Origin of the sequence: Dactylosporangium sp. CA-092794, assembly GCF_050948465.1 — a bacterium.
Taxonomy (GTDB): Bacteria; Actinomycetota; Actinomycetes; order Mycobacteriales; family Micromonosporaceae; genus Dactylosporangium.
Genome location: NZ_CP192044.1, coordinates 1,583,780 through 1,604,178, shown reverse-complemented (window position 1 = coordinate 1,604,178; position 20,399 = coordinate 1,583,780). Strand labels below are relative to the sequence as shown.

12 protein-coding genes and 3 pseudogenes are annotated in these 20,399 nt (G+C 73.5%); 3 read left to right on the top strand and 12 right to left on the bottom strand.

Annotated features, from left to right (window positions below):
- Positions 1-3: 3 nt before the first annotated feature.
- From gatC to ACQPXD_RS06985, 10 genes and pseudogenes are all read right to left on the bottom strand, one after another.
- On the bottom strand, positions 4-303 hold the full coding sequence (gene gatC / locus ACQPXD_RS07030) for an Asp-tRNA(Asn)/Glu-tRNA(Gln) amidotransferase subunit GatC (protein ID WP_432835965.1): 300 nt from the start codon (positions 301-303) through the stop codon (positions 4-6).
- A gap of 81 nt (positions 304-384) precedes the next feature.
- Positions 385-2,466 (bottom strand): putative bifunctional diguanylate cyclase/phosphodiesterase, encoded by a 2,082-nt coding sequence (locus ACQPXD_RS07025; RefSeq protein ID WP_432835963.1) that lies wholly within the window; start codon positions 2,464-2,466, stop codon positions 385-387.
- 1,008 nt (positions 2,467-3,474) lie between these two features.
- A pseudogene (locus ACQPXD_RS07020) lies at positions 3,475-3,834 on the bottom strand (class I SAM-dependent methyltransferase); the annotation flags it as partial.
- Positions 3,835-4,052: 218 nt separating this feature from the next.
- A complete protein-coding gene (gene ligA, locus ACQPXD_RS07015) occupies positions 4,053-6,230 on the bottom strand; it encodes an NAD-dependent DNA ligase LigA (RefSeq protein ID WP_432835961.1) in 2,178 nt (725 codons plus the stop codon).
- A 38-nt stretch (positions 6,231-6,268) separates the two neighbouring features.
- A complete protein-coding gene (locus tag ACQPXD_RS07010) occupies positions 6,269-7,192 on the bottom strand; it encodes a methionine synthase (RefSeq protein ID WP_432843689.1) in 924 nt (307 codons plus the stop codon).
- Between the two features lie 72 nt (positions 7,193-7,264).
- Positions 7,265-8,338, bottom strand: a complete 1,074-nt coding sequence (mnmA, locus tag ACQPXD_RS07005; RefSeq protein ID WP_432835959.1) for a tRNA 2-thiouridine(34) synthase MnmA — start codon at positions 8,336-8,338, stop codon at positions 7,265-7,267.
- Positions 8,339-8,591: 253 nt separating this feature from the next.
- Complete coding sequence (locus tag ACQPXD_RS07000; protein ID WP_432843687.1) at positions 8,592-9,536, bottom strand: chitosanase; 945 nt, start codon at positions 9,534-9,536, stop codon at positions 8,592-8,594.
- A 9-nt stretch (positions 9,537-9,545) separates the two neighbouring features.
- Positions 9,546-12,479, bottom strand: a complete 2,934-nt coding sequence (locus tag ACQPXD_RS06995; RefSeq protein ID WP_432835958.1) for a glycosyltransferase — start codon at positions 12,477-12,479, stop codon at positions 9,546-9,548.
- On the bottom strand, positions 12,476-13,108 hold the full coding sequence (locus tag ACQPXD_RS06990; protein WP_432835956.1) for a hypothetical protein: 633 nt from the start codon (positions 13,106-13,108) through the stop codon (positions 12,476-12,478). The genes ACQPXD_RS06995 and ACQPXD_RS06990 overlap by 4 nt, the downstream gene beginning before the upstream one ends.
- A gap of 423 nt (positions 13,109-13,531) precedes the next feature.
- Positions 13,532-14,695 carry a cysteine desulfurase family protein gene (locus ACQPXD_RS06985; protein ID WP_432835954.1) on the bottom strand — a complete coding sequence of 388 codons (1,164 nt, stop codon included), beginning with the start codon at positions 14,693-14,695 and terminating at the stop codon, positions 13,532-13,534.
- Between the two features lie 374 nt (positions 14,696-15,069).
- On the opposite strand from ACQPXD_RS06985, the pseudogene ACQPXD_RS06980 reads away from it, so the two are divergent.
- The 3 genes and pseudogenes from ACQPXD_RS06980 to ACQPXD_RS06970 all read left to right on the top strand — a co-directional run.
- Positions 15,070-15,309 (top strand): annotated as a pseudogene (locus tag ACQPXD_RS06980) (RNA polymerase sigma factor); the annotation flags it as partial.
- 507 nt (positions 15,310-15,816) lie between these two features.
- A pseudogene (locus ACQPXD_RS06975) lies at positions 15,817-16,074 on the top strand (RNA polymerase sigma factor); the annotation flags it as partial.
- A 703-nt stretch (positions 16,075-16,777) separates the two neighbouring features.
- Complete coding sequence (locus ACQPXD_RS06970; RefSeq protein ID WP_432835953.1) at positions 16,778-17,206, top strand: anti-sigma factor; 429 nt, start codon at positions 16,778-16,780, stop codon at positions 17,204-17,206.
- Positions 17,207-17,314: 108 nt separating this feature from the next.
- Here ACQPXD_RS06970 and ACQPXD_RS06965 read toward each other — a convergent pair whose 3' ends face one another.
- The gene (locus tag ACQPXD_RS06965) at positions 17,315-18,271 is read right to left on the bottom strand and encodes an electron transfer flavoprotein subunit alpha/FixB family protein (protein ID WP_432835952.1); all 957 of its coding nucleotides are present in this window, start codon (positions 18,269-18,271) and stop codon (positions 17,315-17,317) included.
- 14 nt (positions 18,272-18,285) lie between these two features.
- Complete coding sequence (locus ACQPXD_RS06960; RefSeq protein ID WP_432835951.1) at positions 18,286-19,065, bottom strand: electron transfer flavoprotein subunit beta/FixA family protein; 780 nt, start codon at positions 19,063-19,065, stop codon at positions 18,286-18,288.
- Positions 19,066-20,399 lie beyond the last annotated feature (1,334 nt).

The window sequence follows — 20,399 nt, the reverse complement described above, 5'->3', positions numbered from 1 at the left end:
GGCTCAGGCCTCCTCGTCGAGAATCCGCGGGACGCGGAAGCGGTGTTCCTCGGCGTCGGGCGCGCCGGCCAGCGCGTCCGCGCGCGACAGGCCCGGCACGACGACGTCGTCGCGGTACACGTTGGTCAGTGGCACGGAGTGGGAGGTCGGCGGCACGTCGGCCGCGGCCACCTCGCCCACCTGGGCTACGGCCTGCAGGATGACGTCGAGCTGCCCGGCGAAGGTGTCGAGCTCTTCATCGGTGACGGCAAGCCGCGCGAGGCGCGCGAGGTGCGCCACCTCCTCGCGGGATATCGTGGCCATCGGCGCGCATCTCCTTCAGGTCGTCGGCTTCGACGCAGCGTGACATGCCGGCGTCGACCCGACGAGTCTATTTCGTGGCTGTCACCCGCTGTGCGCGACGGTGGACCGGGGGCGCCGCGCCAGCCAGTCCAGCAGCTGGGCCGGCGGCATCGGGCGGGCGAAGTACCAGCCCTGGGCCAGGTCGCAGCCGGCCTCGACGAGCATGCGCCAGGTGCGCTCGTCCTCGACGCCCTCCGCGACCACGCGCAGCCCGAGCGCCCGGGCCAGGTCGATCATGGAGCGGACGATCGCCGCGTCGTCGGGGTCGGTGGCCACGCCCAGCACGAACGAGCGGTCGATCTTCACCTCGGCCAGCGGCAGCCGGCGCAGGTGGAGCATCGAGGAGTAGCCGGTGCCGAAGTCGTCGAGCGCGATCGCGACGCCGAGCTTCTCCAGCCGGGCGAGCGTCGCGAGGACGCGGCGCGGGTCGGCCATCAGCGCGCTCTCGGTGATCTCCAGCTCCAGCCGGGACGGGTCGACCGACATCTGGTGCAGCCGGGCCGCGATCCGGTCGGCGATCTCGCCGGTGTGCAGGTCGCGGACGCTGACGTTCACCGCGACGCGCACCCCCTCGGCCGCCGGTGAGCTGCCGCGCCAGGCGGCGAGCTGCCCGATGGCCTCGTCGACGATGCGCAGGGTCAGCAGGCGCATCACGGCGCTGTGCTCGGCGACCCGGATGAGCTCCTCCGGGTCGACCGGGCCGCGCTGCGGGTGCCGCCAGCGCAGCAGCGCCTCCACGCCGACCACGGCGCCGGTGCCGAGCTCGACCTGCGGCTGGTAGTAGAGCTCGATGCCGCCGTCCTGCTCGGACTCCAGCGCCCGGCGCAGGTCGGCCAGCAGGCTGAGCCGCTCGGGCGTGTTGTGGTCGGACTCGGGCGCGTAGACGGCGAGGTTGTCGCCGCGGCCCTTCGCGTCGTACATCGCGACGTCGGCGTGCTGCATCAGCTCGGCGAAGTCCGTGCCGTGCTCGGGATAGACCGCCACCCCCACCGACGCGCCGACGTCGATCGGCAGCCCGTCCAGCAGCACCGGCTCGGCCAGCGCCGACATGATCTCGGCGGCACTGCGCCGGGCGTCCGCCGTGTCCTTCAGATGGGGTACCACCACGGCGAACTCGTCGCCACCGAGCCGCCCGACGAGATTGCCGGGCCCGGACGCGCGCGCGGCCGCGGTGAGCCGCTCGCCCACCTCGACCAGCAGCCGGTCGCCGACCCGGTGCCCGAGCGCGTCGTTGACCTGCTTGAACGCGTCCAGATCGAGCAGCAGCAGGGCCAGGCGCCGCTCGGCCGCGCCGACCTCGGCCCGCTCCGCGTGCTCCTGCAGCGCCGCCGCGACCGCGCGCTCGAGCGCCTTGCGGTTGGGCAGGCCGGTGAGCGGGTCGCGGCGCGCCGCCTGGGAGCGCTGGGCCGCGAGCTTGATCATCCGCCGTACCGCGAACAGCGACACCAGGGCCAGCGGCACCAGCCACACGTCGACGTGCGCGGCCGCGACCAGCCCGGGCGCGGACAGCAGCAGCGCCCCGTTGGGCAGCGCGTCGGCGACCACCGCCCGGGCGAACCGCCGCCGCCAGCCGCCGCCGAAGCGCAGCCACACCGCCGTGGAGACCAGCAGGTTGTTCACCACGAACCAGGTCGCCGCGGCGGCCAGCACCCACAGCACCGCGGCCCCGCCGAGCAGGGCGTGCGCGTCCGGGCGTCGCGCATCGAACCCGCCCGCGTTCAGCACAGCCCCGGCCGCGCAGAAGGACACGATGTACTGGGCGGCGTTGAACGCGGCCCGCCAGGGCGCGTGCTTGAGCCATATCGCGGCCACGACCACCGCCGCGAGCTGGACCACCACGGCGGGCGCGCACCCGTAGGCGATCAGTAGCGCGAACGTGAACGACACCGACGGGAAGGTGGGCGCCTCCTCGTCCCGCCCGCCCTGCACGAACGGCGGCGTGTCGGCGACCACCGCCAGCGCCGCGAACACCCAGAACGCCGGATCCGTGCGCCCGGGCAGGCCGTCGCGCACCACGCTCTGCACGGCCAGCGCGGCCGCCAGCCCGATGACGACGGCGACGTACGCGAAAAACCGATGTCGATGCCGAGGCGGCGCGACGTTGCGCAACGCGCTCTGCTCCATCCGGCCGGTCCCCGTTCTCTGCTCGGCGCGCCGGCTCGTCTGGCGGGCCGCGCGACAGTCGGTACGGACGCCTACGGAGCCTGCACCCTGCCGCCGGGAGAAATCAGGAAAGGATGCCGAATCGATGCAGAACCGCCATGCTATTCAACCGACCGGGCGATGCCAAAGTGGACAGATCAGCTTGAATATCATTGCCGGGTAACCGATTGCGAACCCTACGTGTCAATCGGTATTGACTCCCGTCAGCCCATGGGAGCGGTTACATCGCGCCAATCAAGCCATTACTCTCCGCCCGCACGACAGAATCAGCACAGGAACGTCGGGCCAGTTCACGTCCGTCGGCGTGGTGTATGAGCTTGGCCTGTCCGCCACGGACCGGCACCGGCACGGCCGCGATGCGCCGCGTGCGGTCCGATACTGGCCGGCCCGCACCGGCCGCGCTCCGCCCGCACCCCGGCACCGGCCCGCCCCGCCGTCCACGATGCCCGCCGGCGGCCACCGGCGGCCGGCCTGCGCGTCCCAACCGGCGGGCACGGTCTGCGATCATGTCCCACCGGTCGGGCGCTGCACGCCGCGCGGCAGGGCGCAGGGACCGGAAGTCTCCGTGATCATGCGCACCAGCGCATCGACACCATCGGTTTTTCATGATCACGGAACGCTGATGTACCCCCGTGTACCACAAGTCTCCGGGATCATGGCAAACCCGGTGTGCGGCCACCGCGAGCATCGCGATCCCGGAGACATACGTCCGGCCCGGCCGCGCGGATCGCAGGTTGCGCCCGGCGGGTGCGACATCCGCACCGGTCCGCCGCACCGCGCCACCCAGGGGGCGATGACCGCTTGTGCGCCCAGGTGGCCACCGACACCCAGCCCGCGGCGGCCGCCTGATCTCAACCAGCACGATCAGGCACTGGCCTGATACACCACGCCGGCGGACGTGACCTCGGGCCAGCCGCTCAGCAGTCTGGCACCTCTCCATCACGGCGCAGCGGACCGCGTCCATCGGCGTCAGCATCGCCAGGACCGGGAAACCACGCGCACGGCGACCGCCGCGCCGGCGGTCACCGAAGGCTGGCGCCTGACCGCGGTCTCCAGCAGTTGCACCGTCCGTGATTGATGACGGTCGATTCCGGCACGCCGCCCGGCCGCCGGTGGCGAACACCCCGTACGGGGTGCCGAACCGCTGGGCATGCGCGGCGTAGCGGCCCCGGTTGCGTTCGTCGGCTTGACCATGTCGCTGACATACAGCGGCCCGCCCGGCGCCAGAACGCGGACCAGCTCGGCGATCAGTGCCCGCTGAGCGTCGTCGTCGGGGACGCACGTCAGCACCGCGAACAGCACGACGGCGTCGAAGCTCGCCGGCTGGACTCCAGCACCTCGAACCGCAGCAGGCCGGGCCGCGACTGGCGGCCCCGCAAGGTCAGCGCGGGAGACAGGTCCACCCCGGCACGCCGGAGAAGCCCCGCTCGTTCAGCTCTGCCATGACACGGCCGCAATCGAGCACCCGAGCCTTCCCGCTCACCCCGGCCAACCAGGTGAATACCAGCGTCCTTCATGCACGTGGAGCATCCGGGCCGGCTCTGCCGCTAAACCTCCTCCTTCTCCTCCGCTGACGATTCCGCCGCCTCCGAGGGTTCTGCGGGATCTGCGGGGTCTGCGGGGTCCGCGGGGTCCGCGGGGTCCGCGGGCTCGGCGACCTGGGCCACGGCCCGTGCCGCGTCGGGGCCCTCGGTCAGCAGCACCTCGAACCCCGCCTCGTCCAGGATCGGCACCTTGAGCGAGGCCGCCTTGTCCGCCTTGGAGCCCGGTGCCTCCCCGACGACCACGAAGTGCGTCTTCTTCGACACCGAGCCGGAGACCTTGCCGCCGCGCGAGGTGACGGCCTCGGTGGCCTGATCGCGGGAATACCGCTCCAGGGACCCGGTCACCACGACCGTCATGCCCTCCAGCGGCCGCGGCCCGGTGTCGACCCGCTCCTCGACCATCCGCACCCCGGCGTCGGCCCAGCGCTTCACCCACTCGCGGTGCCACTCGACCTCGAACCAGTCGTGGACGGCGCGGGCGATCGTCGGGCCGACGCCCTCGACGGCGACGAGCTCCTCCGGGGTGGCCGAGGCGATCGCCTCCATCGAGCCCAGCGAGCGGGCCAGCGCCTGCGCCGCGGTGGGGCCGACGTGCCGGATCGACAGCGCGACCATGATCCGCCACAGCGGCCGCTGCTTGGCCTCCTCCAGGTTGGCCAGCAGGCTCACCGCGTTGGCGCCGAGCGAACCGTTCTTGTTGACGAAGAACGGGGAGCCCGCCAAACGCTCGGCGTCGACGTCGAACAGCTCGCTCTCGTTCGGGATGACCGACTCCAGCAGCGCCGCGGCCGCCTCCTGGCCGAGCGCCTCGATGTCCAGCCCCGACCGGCTGGCCAGGGCGAACAGCCGCTCCCGCAGCTGCGCCGGGCAGAACTGCGTGTTGGGGCAGCGGATGTCGACGTCGCTCTCCTTCTCCGGAGCCAGCGGCGTGCCGCACGCCGGGCACTCGGCCGGCATCACGAACGCCCGCTCGGTGCCGTCGCGGCGGTCGGCGACCGGGCCGAGAACCTCGGGGATCACCTCGCCGGCCCGGCGGATCACCACCGTGTCGCCGATGAGCACGCCCTTGCGCACGACCTCCTGCGCGTTGTGCAGGGTCGCCTGCCGCACCGTGACGCCGCCGACGAACACCGCCTCCATCACCGCGAACGGCGTGACCCGCCCCGTGCGCCCGACGTTGACCTGCACGTCGAGCAGCTTCGTCATCGCCTCCTCGGGCGGATACTTGAACGCGATCGCCCACCGCGGGTCCTTGCTGGTCGAGCCGAGCCGGCGCTGGATCGACAGCTGGTCGACCTTCACCACCACGCCGTCGATCTCGTGCTCCAGCTTGTGGCGCAGCTCGCCGAACTTGGCGATGTAGGACTTCACGCCCGCCAGGTCGTCGAACACCTCATACCGCGACGAGGTCGGCAGCCCCCAGCCGTGCATCAGCTCATACGCCTCGGACTGGCTGGCCGGGTTGAACCCCTCCCGGGCGCCGAACCCGTGCACCAGCATGCGCATCGGCCGGCCCGCGGTGATGTGCGGGTCCTTCTGCCGCAGGCTGCCGCTGGCCGCGTTGCGCGGATTGGCGAACGGCTTCTCCCCCGCCGCCACCTGCGCCGCGTTGACCTCCTCGAACCCCTCCAGGGTGAAGAACACCTCGCCGCGCACCTCCAGCAGGTCGGGCACGTGGTCGCCGGCCAGCTGCTCCGGGATGTCGCGGATCGTGCGGGCGTTGAACGTGATGTCCTCGCCGGTGCGCCCGTCGCCGCGGGTCGCGGCCCGGGTCAGCCGGCCCTGCTCATAGGTGAGGTTGAGCGCCAGCCCATCGATCTTGAGCTCGCACAGGTAGCGCGGCTGGCTGCCGGCGTCGCGCTCCACCCGCTCCGCCCAGGCGTCGAGCTGGGCCTCGTCGAGCGCGTTGTCGAGGCTGAGCATCCGCTCCCGGTGCGTGACCGACGCGAACTCGGTCGAGAACGTGCCGCCGACCCGCTGGCTCGGCGAATCCGGCGTGACCAGCGCCGGATATTGCGTCTCGATCGCCACCAGCTCCCGCATGAGCCGGTCGTAGGTCGCGTCGTCGACCGACGGGGACTGCAGCACGTAGTAGCGATACTGGTGCTCGTCCAGCTCCCGGGCCAGCTCGGCGTGCCGCTCGCGGGCCTCGATCGTCGGTTCGGTTTCGGCGTCGGTCATGGCAGTGAACTTACCGTGGGGGTACGACAAAAAATCCGCTACTCGAGGTCGTCCGTCAGCCGGCGAGCGGCCTCCCGCACGGCGGTCAGCGTGGTGCGCACCCTGGCGCCGGACGGCAGCCCGCACGGCGGCGTCACGACCACCTGCTCCGCCATCGTCTTCAGCGGGAAGCCGAGCTTGCGCCACAGGTCCCGGACCTGCCCGGCCAGCTCCGCCGACGTGCGCCCGGACACCCCGGCGAACAGCCCCAGCCCGGCGTCCAGCCGCTCGCCCAGCGCGTCCAGGTCGCGGACCAGCGACAGGTCGAGCGCCACCCCGACCGCGCCCGCCTCGCACAGCAGCCCCAGCGGCACGTCCGGCGCGCAGCAGTGCACGACGACCGGCGCCCCGGCCGCCTCCACGACCCCGGTCAGCGCCGCCCGCGCGACGCTCTCGTCGACCGAGCGCAGCGTGCCGAACCCGCTCTCCGTCGGCACCCGCCCGGCCAGCACCGCCGGCAGCGACGGCTCGTCGAGCTGCAGCAGGACCGTCGCGCGCGGGAGCCGGGCCCGCACGTCCGCGACGTGCGCCCGCACGCCGTCGGCCAGCGACTCCGCGAGGTCGCGCGCCGCGCCCGGGTCGCGCAGCACCTGCCCGCCGATCGGCAGCCCGAGCGACGCGGCGAGCGTCCACGGCCCGGGCACCTGCACCTTGAACACGCCGGTGAACTCGCCGGCCTGCTCCGTCATCGTGTCCAGGTCGCGTTCCAGCAGGTCGCGCGCGACGCGCAGGTCGTGGCCGGGCCGGGCGGCCACGCGCCAGCGCGCGGCGTACAGCTCGATCGGCAGCTCGACCAGGAACGCGCCCGCGCGCCCGATCATGTCCGCGCCCGGGCCGCGCGCGGGCAGCTCCGGCAGGTGCGGCAGGTCGGGCAGCTCGCCCAGCACGATGCGCTGCGCCTCGGCGATGTCGGTGCCGGGCATGGAGCCGATGCCGGTGGCGGACCCGACCGGCCAAGCGAACGACGTCACGACGATTCTCTCCAGCTCGCGGGCTCAGGACGTCTCGGCGATGGTGGCCGAGCCAAGCACGATGTCGCCGTCCGGGGACGGCTCGTAACACACGATCGCCTGCCCGGTCGCGACCCCGCGGGCGGGGCGCCCGAGCACGGCGACCAGCCGGCCCTCTTCGAGCCGCACGGTCGCGGGCACCGTCTCGCCGTGCGCGCGCAGCTGCACCTCGCAGGCGACGTCGCCGGCGGCCGGCACCGTCCACACCGGACGCTGCCCGATCACCGCCGACACGTCCAGCGCGGACGCGGGCCCGACGGTCACCGTGTTGGTCACCGGGGTGATCGACAGCACGTAGCGGGGGCTGCGGTCGGGCGCGGAGACCCGCAGGTCCAGCCCGCGGCGCTGGCCGACGGTGTAGGCATACGCGCCCTCGTGCCGCCCGATCACCGCCCCGCTGGTCGCGTCGACGATGTCGCCCGGCGCGCGCCCGAGCCGCTCCGCGAGGAAGCCCCTGGTGTCGCCGTCGGCGATGAAGCAGATGTCGTGGCTGTCGGGCTTGTCGGCGACGGCCAGCCCCCGCGCGGCCGCCTCCGCGCGCACCTGCGCCTTGGTCGAGTCGCCGAGCGGGAACATCGCCCGGTCCAGCTGCGCCCGGGTCAGGACGGCCAGCACGTAGGACTGGTCCTTGGCCAGGTCGACGCTGCGCCGCAGCAGCCCGTCCGCGCCGAGCCGGGCATGGTGGCCGGTGACGACCGCGTCGAATCCGAGCGCCACCGCGCGATCCAGCACCGCCGCGAACTTGATCTTCTCGTTGCAGCGCAGACACGGATTGGGCGTGCGCCCGGCCGCGTACTCCGCCACGAAGTCGTCCACCACGTCCTCGTGGAACTGCTCGGCCATGTCCCAGACGTAGAACGGGATGCCGATCACGTCGGCCGCCCGCCGCGCGTCGCGCGCGTCCTCGAGCGTGCAGCAGCCGCGCGCGCCCGAGCGGTAGGTCTGCGGGTTGCGGGCCAGCGCGAGATGGACGCCGGTCACGTCATGCCCGGCCGCCGCCGCCCGGGCGGCCGCGACCGCCGAGTCGACCCCGCCGGACATCGCCGCTAGCACTCTCACACGACAAGCCTACCGGCGCACCCACCACGCTCCCGCGCGGCCGGATCCCAGGCCATCCGCCACCTCGGCATCCCACGCCTCCGCGCGCGTCGACGCGCCCCGACGGTTCGCCGCCAAGCCCGAAATTTCGGATAAATCCGATATTCATGACTCGGGCCGCGTCACATACAGACCGTTGCTCCCGCCAGACAACGGGCCCGGCCTGCCCTGAACGGGCGGCCGGGCCCTGCCAGGTCCGCGGTGCCAAGAACAATCAGACCGCGATCTCGTAGGAGTCGCCGTAGACCTTCCAGCGCAGCGGCGGATCGAGGCCGAAGTTGCGCGCCGCCAGGAACACCCGCTGCGCTTCGTCCACCCGGCTGGAGTCGCCGTGGTCGCCCTCGTCCTCCATCAGCCGCACCCGCGCGTCGAGGAACGCCCCCAGGTAGGCCGCCTCGTCGCCGCCCTTCGCGGGCGGGGCGGCCTGCGCGGCCGCGGTGCGGCGCAGCTTCGCCAGGCCGTTCGCGCCGTGCATGACGATCGCGTCGTAGTAGATGAACTGGCCCAGCACCCGCAGCCCGTCCTGCTTGGCCTGGCTGAGCGCCGGGTTGAAGTACATCCGGTCCCGCTCGGCGTCCTGCGCGGCGCGGAACGCGGGATCGGCCGCGGCCGCCTTCCAGTCCGCCGGGAAGTTCGGGTCCAGGCCGGCGTGCGAGGCGCTGCCGCTGACCCGCTTGAGCGCCGGCAGGTACGCGGCCAGGCGGTTGCCCGGCACCGCCTTCGTGTACCGCTCGACGACCGCGCGCAGGTCCCCGGTACCGCTGCAGAACCCGACGATGCCCGCCGTGTACCCGCGGCCGTCGTGGATGTCCTCGATGTAGCCGTACTGCGCGGTCCAGTCCAGCGTCGAGTTCTCCGCACTGGACACCAGCCGCATGGCGATGTCCTTCTTCTGCGGGTCGGACAGATCGCCGCGCACCTGCTGCGCCGGCCCCACCCGCACCGCGAGCCGCCCGTCGGCGCTGCGGGCCGGACTCGCACTCGCGCCCCCGGGCGCCCGCGCGACGGCCGCCGACGGGGCCGGGGCCGGCGAGGCGGCCGCCGCCGTCTGCCCGGCCGCCTCCTCCTCGACGCCCCCGGACCCGCGCACGGCCAGCGAGCCCAGGGCCAGGGACGCCACGATGAACACCGCGAAGCCCAGCCGCCGGCGCAGGGACATGCGACGCACTCAGTCCCCTTCCCGTTCCGACTCGGCGGCGCGCGACCGCAGCAGGCGCGAGTGCGCGGCGCCGTACAGCACCGCGGTGTGCTCGGAGACCCGGCGCTCGGGCGCGGACGCCTGCGGCACCTGGGCCACCCCCCGCGACCGCGCGGACCCCGCGCCGTCCCACTCATCCGGCCCGGACGCGGAACCGCGCCACTCACTCCGCCCGGCCGCGGCACCGTCCCACTCGCCCCGCCCGGCGGCGGCACCGTCCCACGCAGCCGGCCCGGCCGCGGCACCGTCCCACTCGCCCCGCCCGGCCGCGGCACCGTCCCACTCGCCCCGCCCGGCCGCGGCACCGTCCCACTCGCCCCGCCCGGCCGCGGCACCGTCCCGCTCAGCCGGCCCGGACGCGGAACCGCGCCACTCGCCCGGCGCGGGCGCGGCTTCGCCCCAGTCGTCCCGCCCGGACGCGGGGCCACGCCACTCACCCCGCACGGGCGCGGCTTCGCCCCAGTCGCCCCGCCCGGATGCGGGACCATGCCACTCTCCTTGCGCGGCCGCGGCACCGTCCCGGTCGTCCCGCCTGGACTCAGGACCACGCCACTCACCCCGCACGGCCGCGGCACCGTCCCGCTCACCCCGCCCGGACGCGGCACTATCCCACTCATCCCAGGCGGAGGCGGCACCGTCCCAGCCCTCTCGCGCGGACGCGGCGTTGTCCCAGCCGTGCCGCGCGGAGGCGGCGCCGTCCCAGCCGTGCCGTGCGGGCGCGGGCGCAGGCGTGGGCGTGGACTGCGCGGGAGCCGGGTCCGGGGCGATCGGCGCGCTGGCGCCGGCGGAGCCCGCCCGGTGCAGCTTGTGCCAGCGCAGCCGAGCGCCGGTCAGCGCCGTGCCCAGCGACTGGATGAGCACGATGTACATCAGCTGGCGGTACACGAACTGCTGCAACGGCAGCACCCACAGGGGCCGCAGCCGCTCCTTGTCCAGCCGGAACGCCACGATCGCGGTCACCAGCTGCAGGCCGAGCATCGCCAGCCAGGCCCCCGTCGTGATCTTCCAGCTGGAGAAGAACAGGCCGTAGACGAGCAGGATGTCGATCAGCGGGGCGAGCAGCGGTAGCGCGATGCCGAAGAACGCGATGAACGGCAGCCCCACGCGCCCGAAGCGCCCGGACGGGCCGGTGTCGACCAGCGACTGCCGGTGCTTCCACATCGCCTGCATCGTGCCGTAGCTCCAGCGGTACCGCTGCAGCCACAACTGCTTCAGGGTGCTCGGCGCCTCTGTCCACGCGCGGGCGCGCTCCTCGTAGACCACCCGCCAGCCGCTGCGGCACAGCGCCATCGTCGCGTCGGTGTCCTCGGCCAGCGTGTCGTGGCTGATCCCGCCGATGTCGCGCAGCGCCTGGCGGCGGAACGCACCGATGGCGCCCGGGATGGTCGGCATCACCTGCAGCAGGTCGTAGAGGCGCCGGTCGAGGTTGAAGCCGATGACGTACTCGATGTGCTGCCACCGCGCGACGATCGAGCCCCGGTTGCCGACCTTGACGTTGCCCGCGACCGCGCCGACCGACGGGTCGGCGAAGGGCTGGACGAGGTGGCGCACCGACTCCGGCTCGAACACGGTGTCGCCGTCGACCATGACGATGATGTTGTGGCGGGCCATCGCCACGCCGACGTTGAGCGCGTTGGGCTTGCCGCCGTTGGGAATGCGCACGACCCGGACGTTGGGCAGCTGCATCGCCTCGACGAGCGCGGCCGTGCCGTCGGTGGAGCCGTCGTCGACGACCACGACCTCGATGCCGCCGGGATGGTCGCCGCCCGCGAGGGAGCGCACCGCGGCCTCGATGCCCTCCTTCTCGTTGTAGGCGGGCACCACGACGGACACCGGATCCGTGACCGGCGGGCCCCACGACCAGGTCTTCGCGCGGCGCTTCCGCGCGTGCCGGCCGGCGAGCAGGAACAGCGCGACCGTGCGCCCGATCGTGAGGATCCCGACGAGCAGGAACAGCACCCGCAGCAGTTCCATGATCCAGTCGGCGACGGAGACGGCGGTGACGAGCGCCATGGCGCGGCGCTTGTCGGCGGCGTTCGCCGGCGCCTCCACCGAGACGCTCTGGCCGGCGAGGGCCTTTGCCAGGCCGGCGGAGACGGTCGTGAAGGCGTACCCCCGCTTTTGCATCAGCGGGATGAAGCGGTCCAGCGCCTCGACGGTCTGCGCGCGGTCGCCACCCGCGTCGTGCATGAGCACGATCGAGCCGCTGGTGCCCTCGGGGGTGGCGCCGCGCACGATCGCGTCCACGCCCGGCTTGCTCCAGTCGCGGCTGTCCGTGTCCGTCATGATCGACAGGTAGCCGAGCTTCCCGGCCTCCTGGATCAGCGGCCAGTTCGCGTCGTCGATGGCGTTGGCGCTGGAGGAGTACGGCAGGCGCAGCAGCGCCGACTTGCGCCCGGTCGCGCGGACCACGGCGAGCTGCGTCTGGGAGTACTCCAGCTCACGCTGCCACTGCGAGAGCTCGTCCAGGCGCGGGTGCGTGAAGCTGTGGATGCCGATCTCGTCGCCCCCGCGCGCGAGCTCGGCCACGATGTCGGCGTGCCGGGTGACCTGGGTGCCGACGACGAAGAACGTCGCGTTGACGTTGTGCCGGCGCAGGACGTCCATGATGCGCGGCGTCCACTCGGGGTCGGGCCCGTCGTCGAAGGTGAGCGCGATCGTCTTGTCGGGCAGCTTGTACGAGCGCACCGCCCCGTTGCGGGTGTCGATGATCGGCCCGCCGTCGATCACCTGCTGGGGCACGTGCGCCTGCTGGCCCACGCTCTCGGTGTTGTCCGGGTGGAACTCGGCGTTGACGTACGCCTCGACGAACAGCACGCCGATCAGCATGCTCAGCAGTACGACGCCGAAGACCAGGCGGGTGATCGAGAACCGTTGCTTCGCGACCTGCTTGCGAGGGCTCACGCCGGGCCCACGCTCGCGGACGCCCCGGGCGAGGGCACGATGCCGTCGGTTCCGTGCTCGGTGCCCGCGGCGGCGCCGGTCGTCGGCGAGGCCGCCAGCGTCACGTCGGGCAGCGCGGTCGAGGTCTCCTTGACTGGGACCGTGTCCGCGGAGCGGGTCGGCGCCGCCGTCGGGGTCGCGCCGATCCCGGGCAGCGCCCTATCGGTCGCGCCCTCCGTCTGGCCCGGCCGCGGCGTGGCCGTCGGGGTCGGCGCCGGGGTCGCGGTCGGCCCGGCGGTCGGCGCCGGGCTGTGCGTCGGCGAGACGGACGGGTCGGGCGCGGCCGGCGTGCTCGTCGCCTCCGCGGGCGGCGGCGCGGTCGTCGCGGTCGCCCCGGGCCCGGGCACGCCGGGCGCCCCGGTGGTGCCCGCGGGCGCGGGCGCGGCGCCGCTGCGCGTGGGCGCCGGTCCGGCGGTGGTGATCTTCTTGGCAGAGGTGACCGGCGTCTTGTGCGCCACCGGCGTGTTCTTGGCACCGGGCTGCGGCGTGCCCGCGGGCTGCGGCTCGAGCACCGGCAGGTTGTTCACCAGATCCGGGAACGGCAGCAACTGCTGCGGCTGCAGCGGCCCGCCGGCCAGGCTCGTGGCCACCAGCGCACCGTAGACGAGCGTCGCGCTACCGAGTGCGGCGAAAATAATTCTGATTCGCTTTCTCCGACGACCCGACACGTCGACAAATACCGGCGACGGCTGGTCGACAACGGCGATGATGTCGGTGGCGTCATCCACAAAAGGGGTTTCGACAGACACCGCGCAAAGATAGATGCATCCGCCGTCTTAAGCCGCACGAAAACCGTCAGAGAACGGCCGTAACCAAATCGCCGGATGCTCTACCAGGCAATATTGTTGCGGAACGATGCCCGATTCACTCGGACGGATTCAACCCGACGGCCGACCGCATTCGGTACCATTGCTGAAATCTCACACACCATTTCACCCGGCCGCGTCACCCACCTGTATGCCACCCGAATCGAGCCCGCCGACCGGCTCACTCCGATTATGGTCACCCGGCTCTCAGCGGTTCTTGGTGGCCGCGCGGTGGGCGCGCTCGACCGCCGGCGGCAGCGCGGCGACCAGCGCGTCGACGTCCGCCATGGCCGAGGTGTGGCCGAGCGTGAAGCGCAGCGACGAGCGCGCCCGCGCGTCGTCGGCGCCCATCGCCAGCAGCACGTGCGAGGGCTGCGCCACGCCCGCCGAGCACGCCGAGCCGGTCGAGCACGCGATGTCCTGGGCGTCGAGGAGCAGCAGCAGCGCGTCGCCCTCGCAGCCGGGGAACGAGAAGTGGGCGTTGCCGGCGAGGCGATCGACGGGGTCGCCGTTGAGGATGGCGTCGGGCACGGCCGCGCGGACGCGCTCGACCAGGGCGTCGCGGAGCCGGCCGATCCGCTCGGCGGACTCGCGCTGCGTCTTCACCGACAGCTCGAGCGCCACCGAGAAGGCGACGATGGCCGGGACGTCGAGCGTGCCCGAGCGCACGTCGCGCTCCTGGCCGCCGCCGTGCGCCAGCGGCGTGCAGTCCACCTCGCGGCCCAGCAGCAGCGCGCCCGCGCCGATCGGGCCGCCCAGCTTGTGGCCGCTCACCGTCAGCGCGGCCGCGCCGCTGGCCGCGAAGTCGACCGGGACCTGGCCGACGGCCTGCACCGCGTCGGTGTGGAACGGCACGCCCGCGCGGACGGCCAGGGCCGCCAGCTCGGCGACCGGCTGGACGGTGCCGACCTCGTTGTTCGCCCACATGACGGTGGCGACCGCGACGTCGCCGCCCGCCAGCGCCGCGGCGAGGTCGTCCGGGCGCACCCGCCCGGCTTCGTCGACCGGCAGCCAGGTGACGTCGGCGCCCTCGTGCCGCTCCAGCCAGGCGACGGAGTCGAGCACGGCGTGGTGCTCCACGGAGCTCGCGACGACCCGGTTGCGGCCCGCCACGGCGGACCGGCGCGCCCAGAACAGCCCCTTGACCGCCAGGTTGTCGCTCTCGGTGCCGCCCCCGGTGAAGATCACCTCCGACGGGCGGGCCACCAGCGCGGCGGCGATCCGCTCACGCGATTCCTCCACCCGCCGGCGCGCCTGGCGGCCGGGGGCGTGCAGCGACGAAGCATTGCCGACTTCGCGCGCGGTGGCGACGTAGGCGTCGAGCGCCTCCGGGAGCATCGGCGTGGTGGCGGCGTGATCGAGGTACGGCATCGGGCCCAAGCCTAACGGCCGAGCGCTCCTTACTACCCCTCCGGTGGTGCGGCGATCTTCACCGCTCCCGCGCACTCCCGGCGCAGGGCTCCGGCGGCGACACCGGCTGTGACCGGCCGCCCACCCGCGCACGGCACCCCGATCCCGGAAGGCCGAGGTCGGCCTGCGGTCCTTACGCCACGTCACGCCGGCCCGGTCACCGACAGTGAGCCGATACTCGCTCGAACATTGTTGCGCACGATCCGAAAGAAGCACTCCGCGGATCGCGGGTGACGCCGCCGTGGGGAAATCCCGGTGTCACGCATCCGCGCGCCGGCCGCCCCCCGAATGCTTGGTCAAGAACCGACCGAGCGGCTTCAGGACGTACTCGTGCGATGGTGGCGACCGCGGCACCCGGCCGGGCAGCGCCGGTGAACACCGGGCACCCGACCGCCCCCGACGGCGACGACGGCTTCATCGAGCCGTTCCGCGCCGGGGACGAACGCGCCCTGCGCCTGGCCTACGAGCGCTTCGGCCCCGCGGTGTTCCACCTGGCCGTGCGGGGCACCGCCAGTACCGCCGACGCCGAGAACGCCACCCGGGCCACCTTCACCGCCGCCTGGCTGGACCGCGCGACCCTCGACCCGGCCCGCGGCTCACTATTCGGATGGCTGCTGGCCATCGCCCAGGCCAAGATCGCAGCGCCGCTCCACGCGCCCGCGCCCGCGCCTTCGCCTGACGACCGCACCGCCGACCAGGTCCCTCCGCCACCTGCCACCGAGCCCGCCACGCCACCACGCGCGGCGCCGGCCCACCCATCGATCGACGCCGAGCCCGACCCACCTCGCGGCGCGGCCGCCATCCGCCCGCCGACCGCCACGCCACCGCGCACGTCGCCGATCCACCCACCGGCCGGCGCCGAGCCCGACCCACCACCCGGCCCGGCCACCATCCGCCCGCCGACCGCTACCGAGCCCGCCACGCCACCGGGCGTGTCGCCGGTCCGCCCGCCGGCCGGCGCCGAGCCCGGCGCGCCATCCAGCGCGTCCCCCGACCACATGCCGGCCGCCGCTGGGCACGACATGGCACCTGGTGCGGCCCCGCTCCGCCCGCCGGTCGGCGCCCGGCACGACGCGGTGCCCGAGGCGCCCGCTGACCGCATCGTCGATCGGCTGATCCTGGCCGACGAGCTGGCCCGGCTCCCGGGCGAGCAGCGGCGCGTGCTGGAGCTGGCGTTCTACGACGACCTGACCCGCCCGCGGATCGCCGCACTCACCGGCCTGCCGCCGGCCACCGTGAAGAGCCACCTGCAGCGCGGAATGGCCCGCCTGCGCCGCCGATGGGAGGTGGACAGTGCCGCATTTGGAGCCCGAGCGGCTCGTACTCCTGGCACTCGGTGAGGAGCCGCGCGACGCGCGCGAAAGCTCCCATCTGCAGGCCTGCGACCAGTGCCGCGCCGACCTGACCTCGCTGCGCGACGTCGCCCGGCTCGGCCGCGAGACGCAGCGCCTGCGGGAACTCCCACCGCCCCCGGAGCGCGTGTGGCAACGCATCCGCGCGGAGCTCACCGCCTCCGGGCGCGCTCAGTCCCCGCCGTCGATGAGCCTGCACTCCGACCCGCCACCCGCCCACCCCGGCCTCACCGCACCGCCCGCGACCGCAGCACCGCCCGCCCCCGCACCCACGACACCGTCCGCGCCCACGGCACCACCCGCGTCCCCAGCACCGCACGCGACCGCGCCTACGGCACCGCACGCGACTGGGCCCGCGATGCCGCCTCCGCCGGCGACCGCGACCATGGCACCGCCCGCGACCGCGGCCAGGGAAGCCGGCACGAGGGCAACGGGGCCGGACGAGCCGCACGCGACCGCGCGGCTTGAGCTCGGTGGAAGCGACGCCCGGACGCGACAGGAGGCGCACGGTATTGCGCGGGACGACGCGCCCCAAGCTGGAACCTCCGCGCGGGGCGAGGAGGCGACCGAGCGGGGGCGCCCACGGCGCCGCCTCCTTGGCCGCGCCGGAGGCCTACCGCCGGTCCGCGTAAGCGGGGCGCGGCGTAGGGGCGGATGGCGTGGCACCGTCGCGTTCGCGGCCGCTGCCGCCGTGCTGGCCGCGGTCGCCGCCGCCGAGATCGCCGTGCTGGTGCGGCGCGGGGGCGACGGCGGCGCAGGTGGGACCGTGTGCCGGGGGCAGGACGCGCGGGCGCGGCTGGAGGCGATGCCGGGGGCGCCGCGCGGGGCGGGCGGGTACGCGTGTCTGCGCAGCGTCAACGGGGAACGGCGGCTCGTCATGCACGCCGAGGGCCTGGCGGTCCAGCGGGGCGCGGACTACGAGGCGTGGCTGCTCGACGGGAGCGGGCCGGCCGCGCGCGCGGAGGCGCTCGGCGTGCTGGGCAAGGGGCCGGACCTGTCGGTGATCGTGCCGGCGTCGCTGGACCTGTCGCGATACAGCATCGTCGACATCTCGGCGGAGGCGCACGACGGTGATGCCACGCACTCGGGGCGCAGCGTGCTGCGGGGCCGGCTGCCGTAGTTGGCGGCTCAGGGGGTACCACATCGGAAACAACGAAGGCGCCCGTCGGACCGCCGGCGGGCGCCATTCGCAAAGCCGCAGCCCGAGAGCCGCGGCGAAAGGACGCGGCTACTTGCGCTTGCGGATCTCCTCGGCGGCCTGGGGCACGACCTTGAACAGGTCGCCGACGATGCCGAAGTCGGCCAGTTCGAAGATCGGCGCCTCGGGGTCCTTGTTGACCGCGACGATCGTCTTCGACGTCTGCATGCCGGCGCGGTGCTGGATGGCGCCGGAGATGCCGAGCGCGACGTACAGCTGCGGGGACACCGTCTTGCCGGTCTGGCCGACCTGGAACTGGTGCGGGTAGAAGCCGGAGTCGACGGCCGCGCGGGAGGCGCCGACCGCGCCGCCGAGCAGGTCGGCGAGCTCCTCGACCAGCTTGAAGTTGTCGGCGCTGCCCACGCCGCGGCCGCCGGAGACGACCACCGAGGCCTCGGCGAGCTCGGGGCGGGCGCCCTTGGCCTCGACCTTGCGCTCCACGACCTTGGCGAGCTTGTCGCGGTCCTCTACGGCGACCTCGAGGGTTTCGACCGACGGGGTGGCCGGCGCGGGCGCGGGGGTGAGCGAGTTGGGGCGCACCGTCACGATCGGCACGCCCTTGGTGACCTTCGACTTGACGATCGTCGAGCCGGCGAAAACCATCTGCGTGGCGGTACCGTCGGGCTCGACCGCGACCACGTCCGTCAGCACGCCGTTGTCGAGCTTGACCGCGACGCGGGCGGCGATCTCCTTGCCCTCCTGCGTGGAGGCGAGCAGGACCGCGGCCGGCGAGACGCGCCGGACCAGGTCGGCCAGGACCGTGGCCTTCGGCGCGACCAGGTACTCGTCGAGGTCGGCGCCGGTGGCGGCGTAGATCTTCGACGCGCCGTATTCGCCGAGCTTGTCGGTCAGCCCGTCCGGGGAGCCGCCGAGCACGACGGCGGAGACGTCCGAGCCCAGCGTGCGGGCCAGGGTGAGCATCTCGAGCGTGACCTTCTTGACCACGCCCTGCGAGGAGGCCTCGACGACGACCAGAACTTCAGCCATGGTGTGCGCTCCCCCTACACGAACTTCTCGGAGGCGAGGTACTCGACGAGCTTCACGCCGCCGTCGTCGCCCGCTTCGACCTTGTTGCCCGCCTGGCGCGGCGGCCGCTTGTGGTGCTCGACGACGGCGCTGGTCGCGCCGTCGAACCCGACCTCACCCGTGGCGATGCCGAGGTCCGCCAGCGAGAGCGTCTGCAGCGGCTTCTTCTTGGCCGCCATGATGCCTTTGAACGAGGGGTACCGCGGGTCGTTGATCGTGTCCCAGACGCTCACCAGCGCGGGCGTGGCGGCGGTGACGACCTCGTAGCCCTCGTCGGTCTGCCGCTCGATCGTGAGCTGCGAGCCCTCGACGGTGACCTTCCGGGCGCCGGTCAGCGCGGCGATGCCCAGCCGCTCGGCAATCATGTGCGGCATGACCTGCACGCGGCCGTCGGTCGACTCGGCGCCGCAGACGACCAGGTCGGCGTTCTGCCCGGCGATGGCGGCGGCGAGCACCTTCGACGTGGCGACCGCGCACGAGCCGTGCAGCGCCTCGTCGAGGACGTGGACGGCCGAGTCCGGCCCCATGGACAGCGCCTTGCGGATCGACTCGGTCGCACGCTCCGGGCCGACGGTCAGGACGACGACCTCGCCGCCGTGCGCCTCCTGGAGGCGCAGGGCCTCCTCGATGGCGTACTCGTCCATCTCGTTGATCACATTGTTCGCCGACGCGCGGTCGACGGTGTTGTCGTCACTGCGCAGGTTGCGATCCGCGCCGGAGTCCGGCACCTGCTTGACGAGTACGACGATCTTCATCGTGGTCCGAGGTCCTCCTGCTTGACAGTCGCCGCGCCTTCGCTCGCGACATGCGCCCCACGTTACGGCTCGCCCCGTCCTGCAACAGGCTCGCCTCCCAGATGTTACTGGGGAGTAGGTTAGCTTTGACGGTGAAAAGTGTCACCCAGCGGCTCATTCTGGAGCCCAGGGGTGGGGTGATATGTCGGATAAATCGGTCATCGTGGAGCCCGCCCGGCGGCTCTCCGCCGCCGTCACGGCCCGCGCTGCGGAAAAGGTCACACACCGCAGGCAAGAGCCTCCGGACGATCACCTGTGCACCTGCGGCCGCCCTCGCGAACCGTGCGTATCGGACACGATCCGCGACCTGTGGCACGCAGCCAGGACGCACTGACACCGCGGAAAGCCTCCCGCGAAAGCCCCCGTGGCAGATCTCAGGCCGGCGACATGGCGACCGCCGCCGGAGCGTCCCGGCTCGCGCGGAGGGCCGCCGGGTCGGCACGGTCTCGCGCGAAGCGCGGCGGAGGGCCGGCGCGGAAGGCCGCCGGGTCGGCTCGCCCAGATCATGACAAACAGCGCAAATGGCACGGACCAGGCCGAATAGCCCGGCCTGACCGTGATGGCGCGGTCCAGCCCGATCACAAAGATTCCGCACGCGTCCCGTCCTGGGGCGTGGATCACACGGTGCGGATGTCGCACCCGCCGGGCATACCATCCGATCTGCGGAGGGCGGGGCGGACGTATGTCTCCGTGATCATGATGTGCGCGGTGGACGTACTACGGGTTTGCCATGATCCCGGAGACTTTCGGTACACGGGGGTACATCAGCACTCCGTGATCATGAAAAACCTTGGTGTCGGCGTCGGGTACAGCATGATCGCGGAGACTTCCGGTCGCTGCGCCGTGGCCGCGGCCGCCAGCGCCCAGCATGTGAGACGTGATCGCCGACCGCGCCCGCCCAGCGCGCCGGGACGCGCACGCCGAGCACCACGTGGACCGCCATGCCCGCCGGCGGCCGGCGGTGCCCGTTCCCGGGTGCGCCGGCCGATGCGGGGTACGGGGACGGGCGGATCACAGCGGCCGCTGGCCAAGCGGACGACCGCCGCACACAGGCCGGGCACGACCGGGGCACGCAGGCCCGGCACGACCGCCGCGCGCAGGCCCGGCGCAGGCCCGGCGCAGGCCCGGCGCAGGCCCGGCGCAGGCCCGGCACGACCGCCGCACACAGGCCGGGCACGACCACGGCACGCAGGCCCGGCACGGCCGCCGCGCACAGGCCCGGCGCAGGCCCGGCGCGACCGCCGCACGCAGGCCCGGCGCGACCACGGCACGCAGGCCCGGCACGCAGGCCCGGC

What these genes read in the sequence shown, in the direction of transcription:
- ACQPXD_RS07010 (WP_432843689.1), bottom strand. Translation starts at nt 7,192, where the DNA reads ATGCCCGGCACCGACATCGCCGAGGCGCAGCGCATCGTGCTGGGCGAG.
- ACQPXD_RS06985 (WP_432835954.1), bottom strand. Translation starts at nt 14,695, where the DNA reads ATGCCGTACCTCGATCACGCCGCCACCACGCCGATGCTCCCGGAGGCG.
- ACQPXD_RS07000 (WP_432843687.1), bottom strand. Translation starts at nt 9,536, where the DNA reads ATGTCCCTGCGCCGGCGGCTGGGCTTCGCGGTGTTCATCGTGGCGTCC.
- ACQPXD_RS06960 (WP_432835951.1), bottom strand. Translation starts at nt 19,065, where the DNA reads ATGAAGATCGTCGTACTCGTCAAGCAGGTGCCGGACTCCGGCGCGGAT.
- gatC (WP_432835965.1), bottom strand. Translation starts at nt 303, where the DNA reads ATGGCCACGATATCCCGCGAGGAGGTGGCGCACCTCGCGCGCCTCGCG.
- ACQPXD_RS07025 (WP_432835963.1), bottom strand. Translation starts at nt 2,466, where the DNA reads ATGGAGCAGAGCGCGTTGCGCAACGTCGCGCCGCCTCGGCATCGACAT.
- ACQPXD_RS06965 (WP_432835952.1), bottom strand. Translation starts at nt 18,271, where the DNA reads ATGGCTGAAGTTCTGGTCGTCGTCGAGGCCTCCTCGCAGGGCGTGGTC.
- ligA (WP_432835961.1), bottom strand. Translation starts at nt 6,230, where the DNA reads ATGACCGACGCCGAAACCGAACCGACGATCGAGGCCCGCGAGCGGCAC.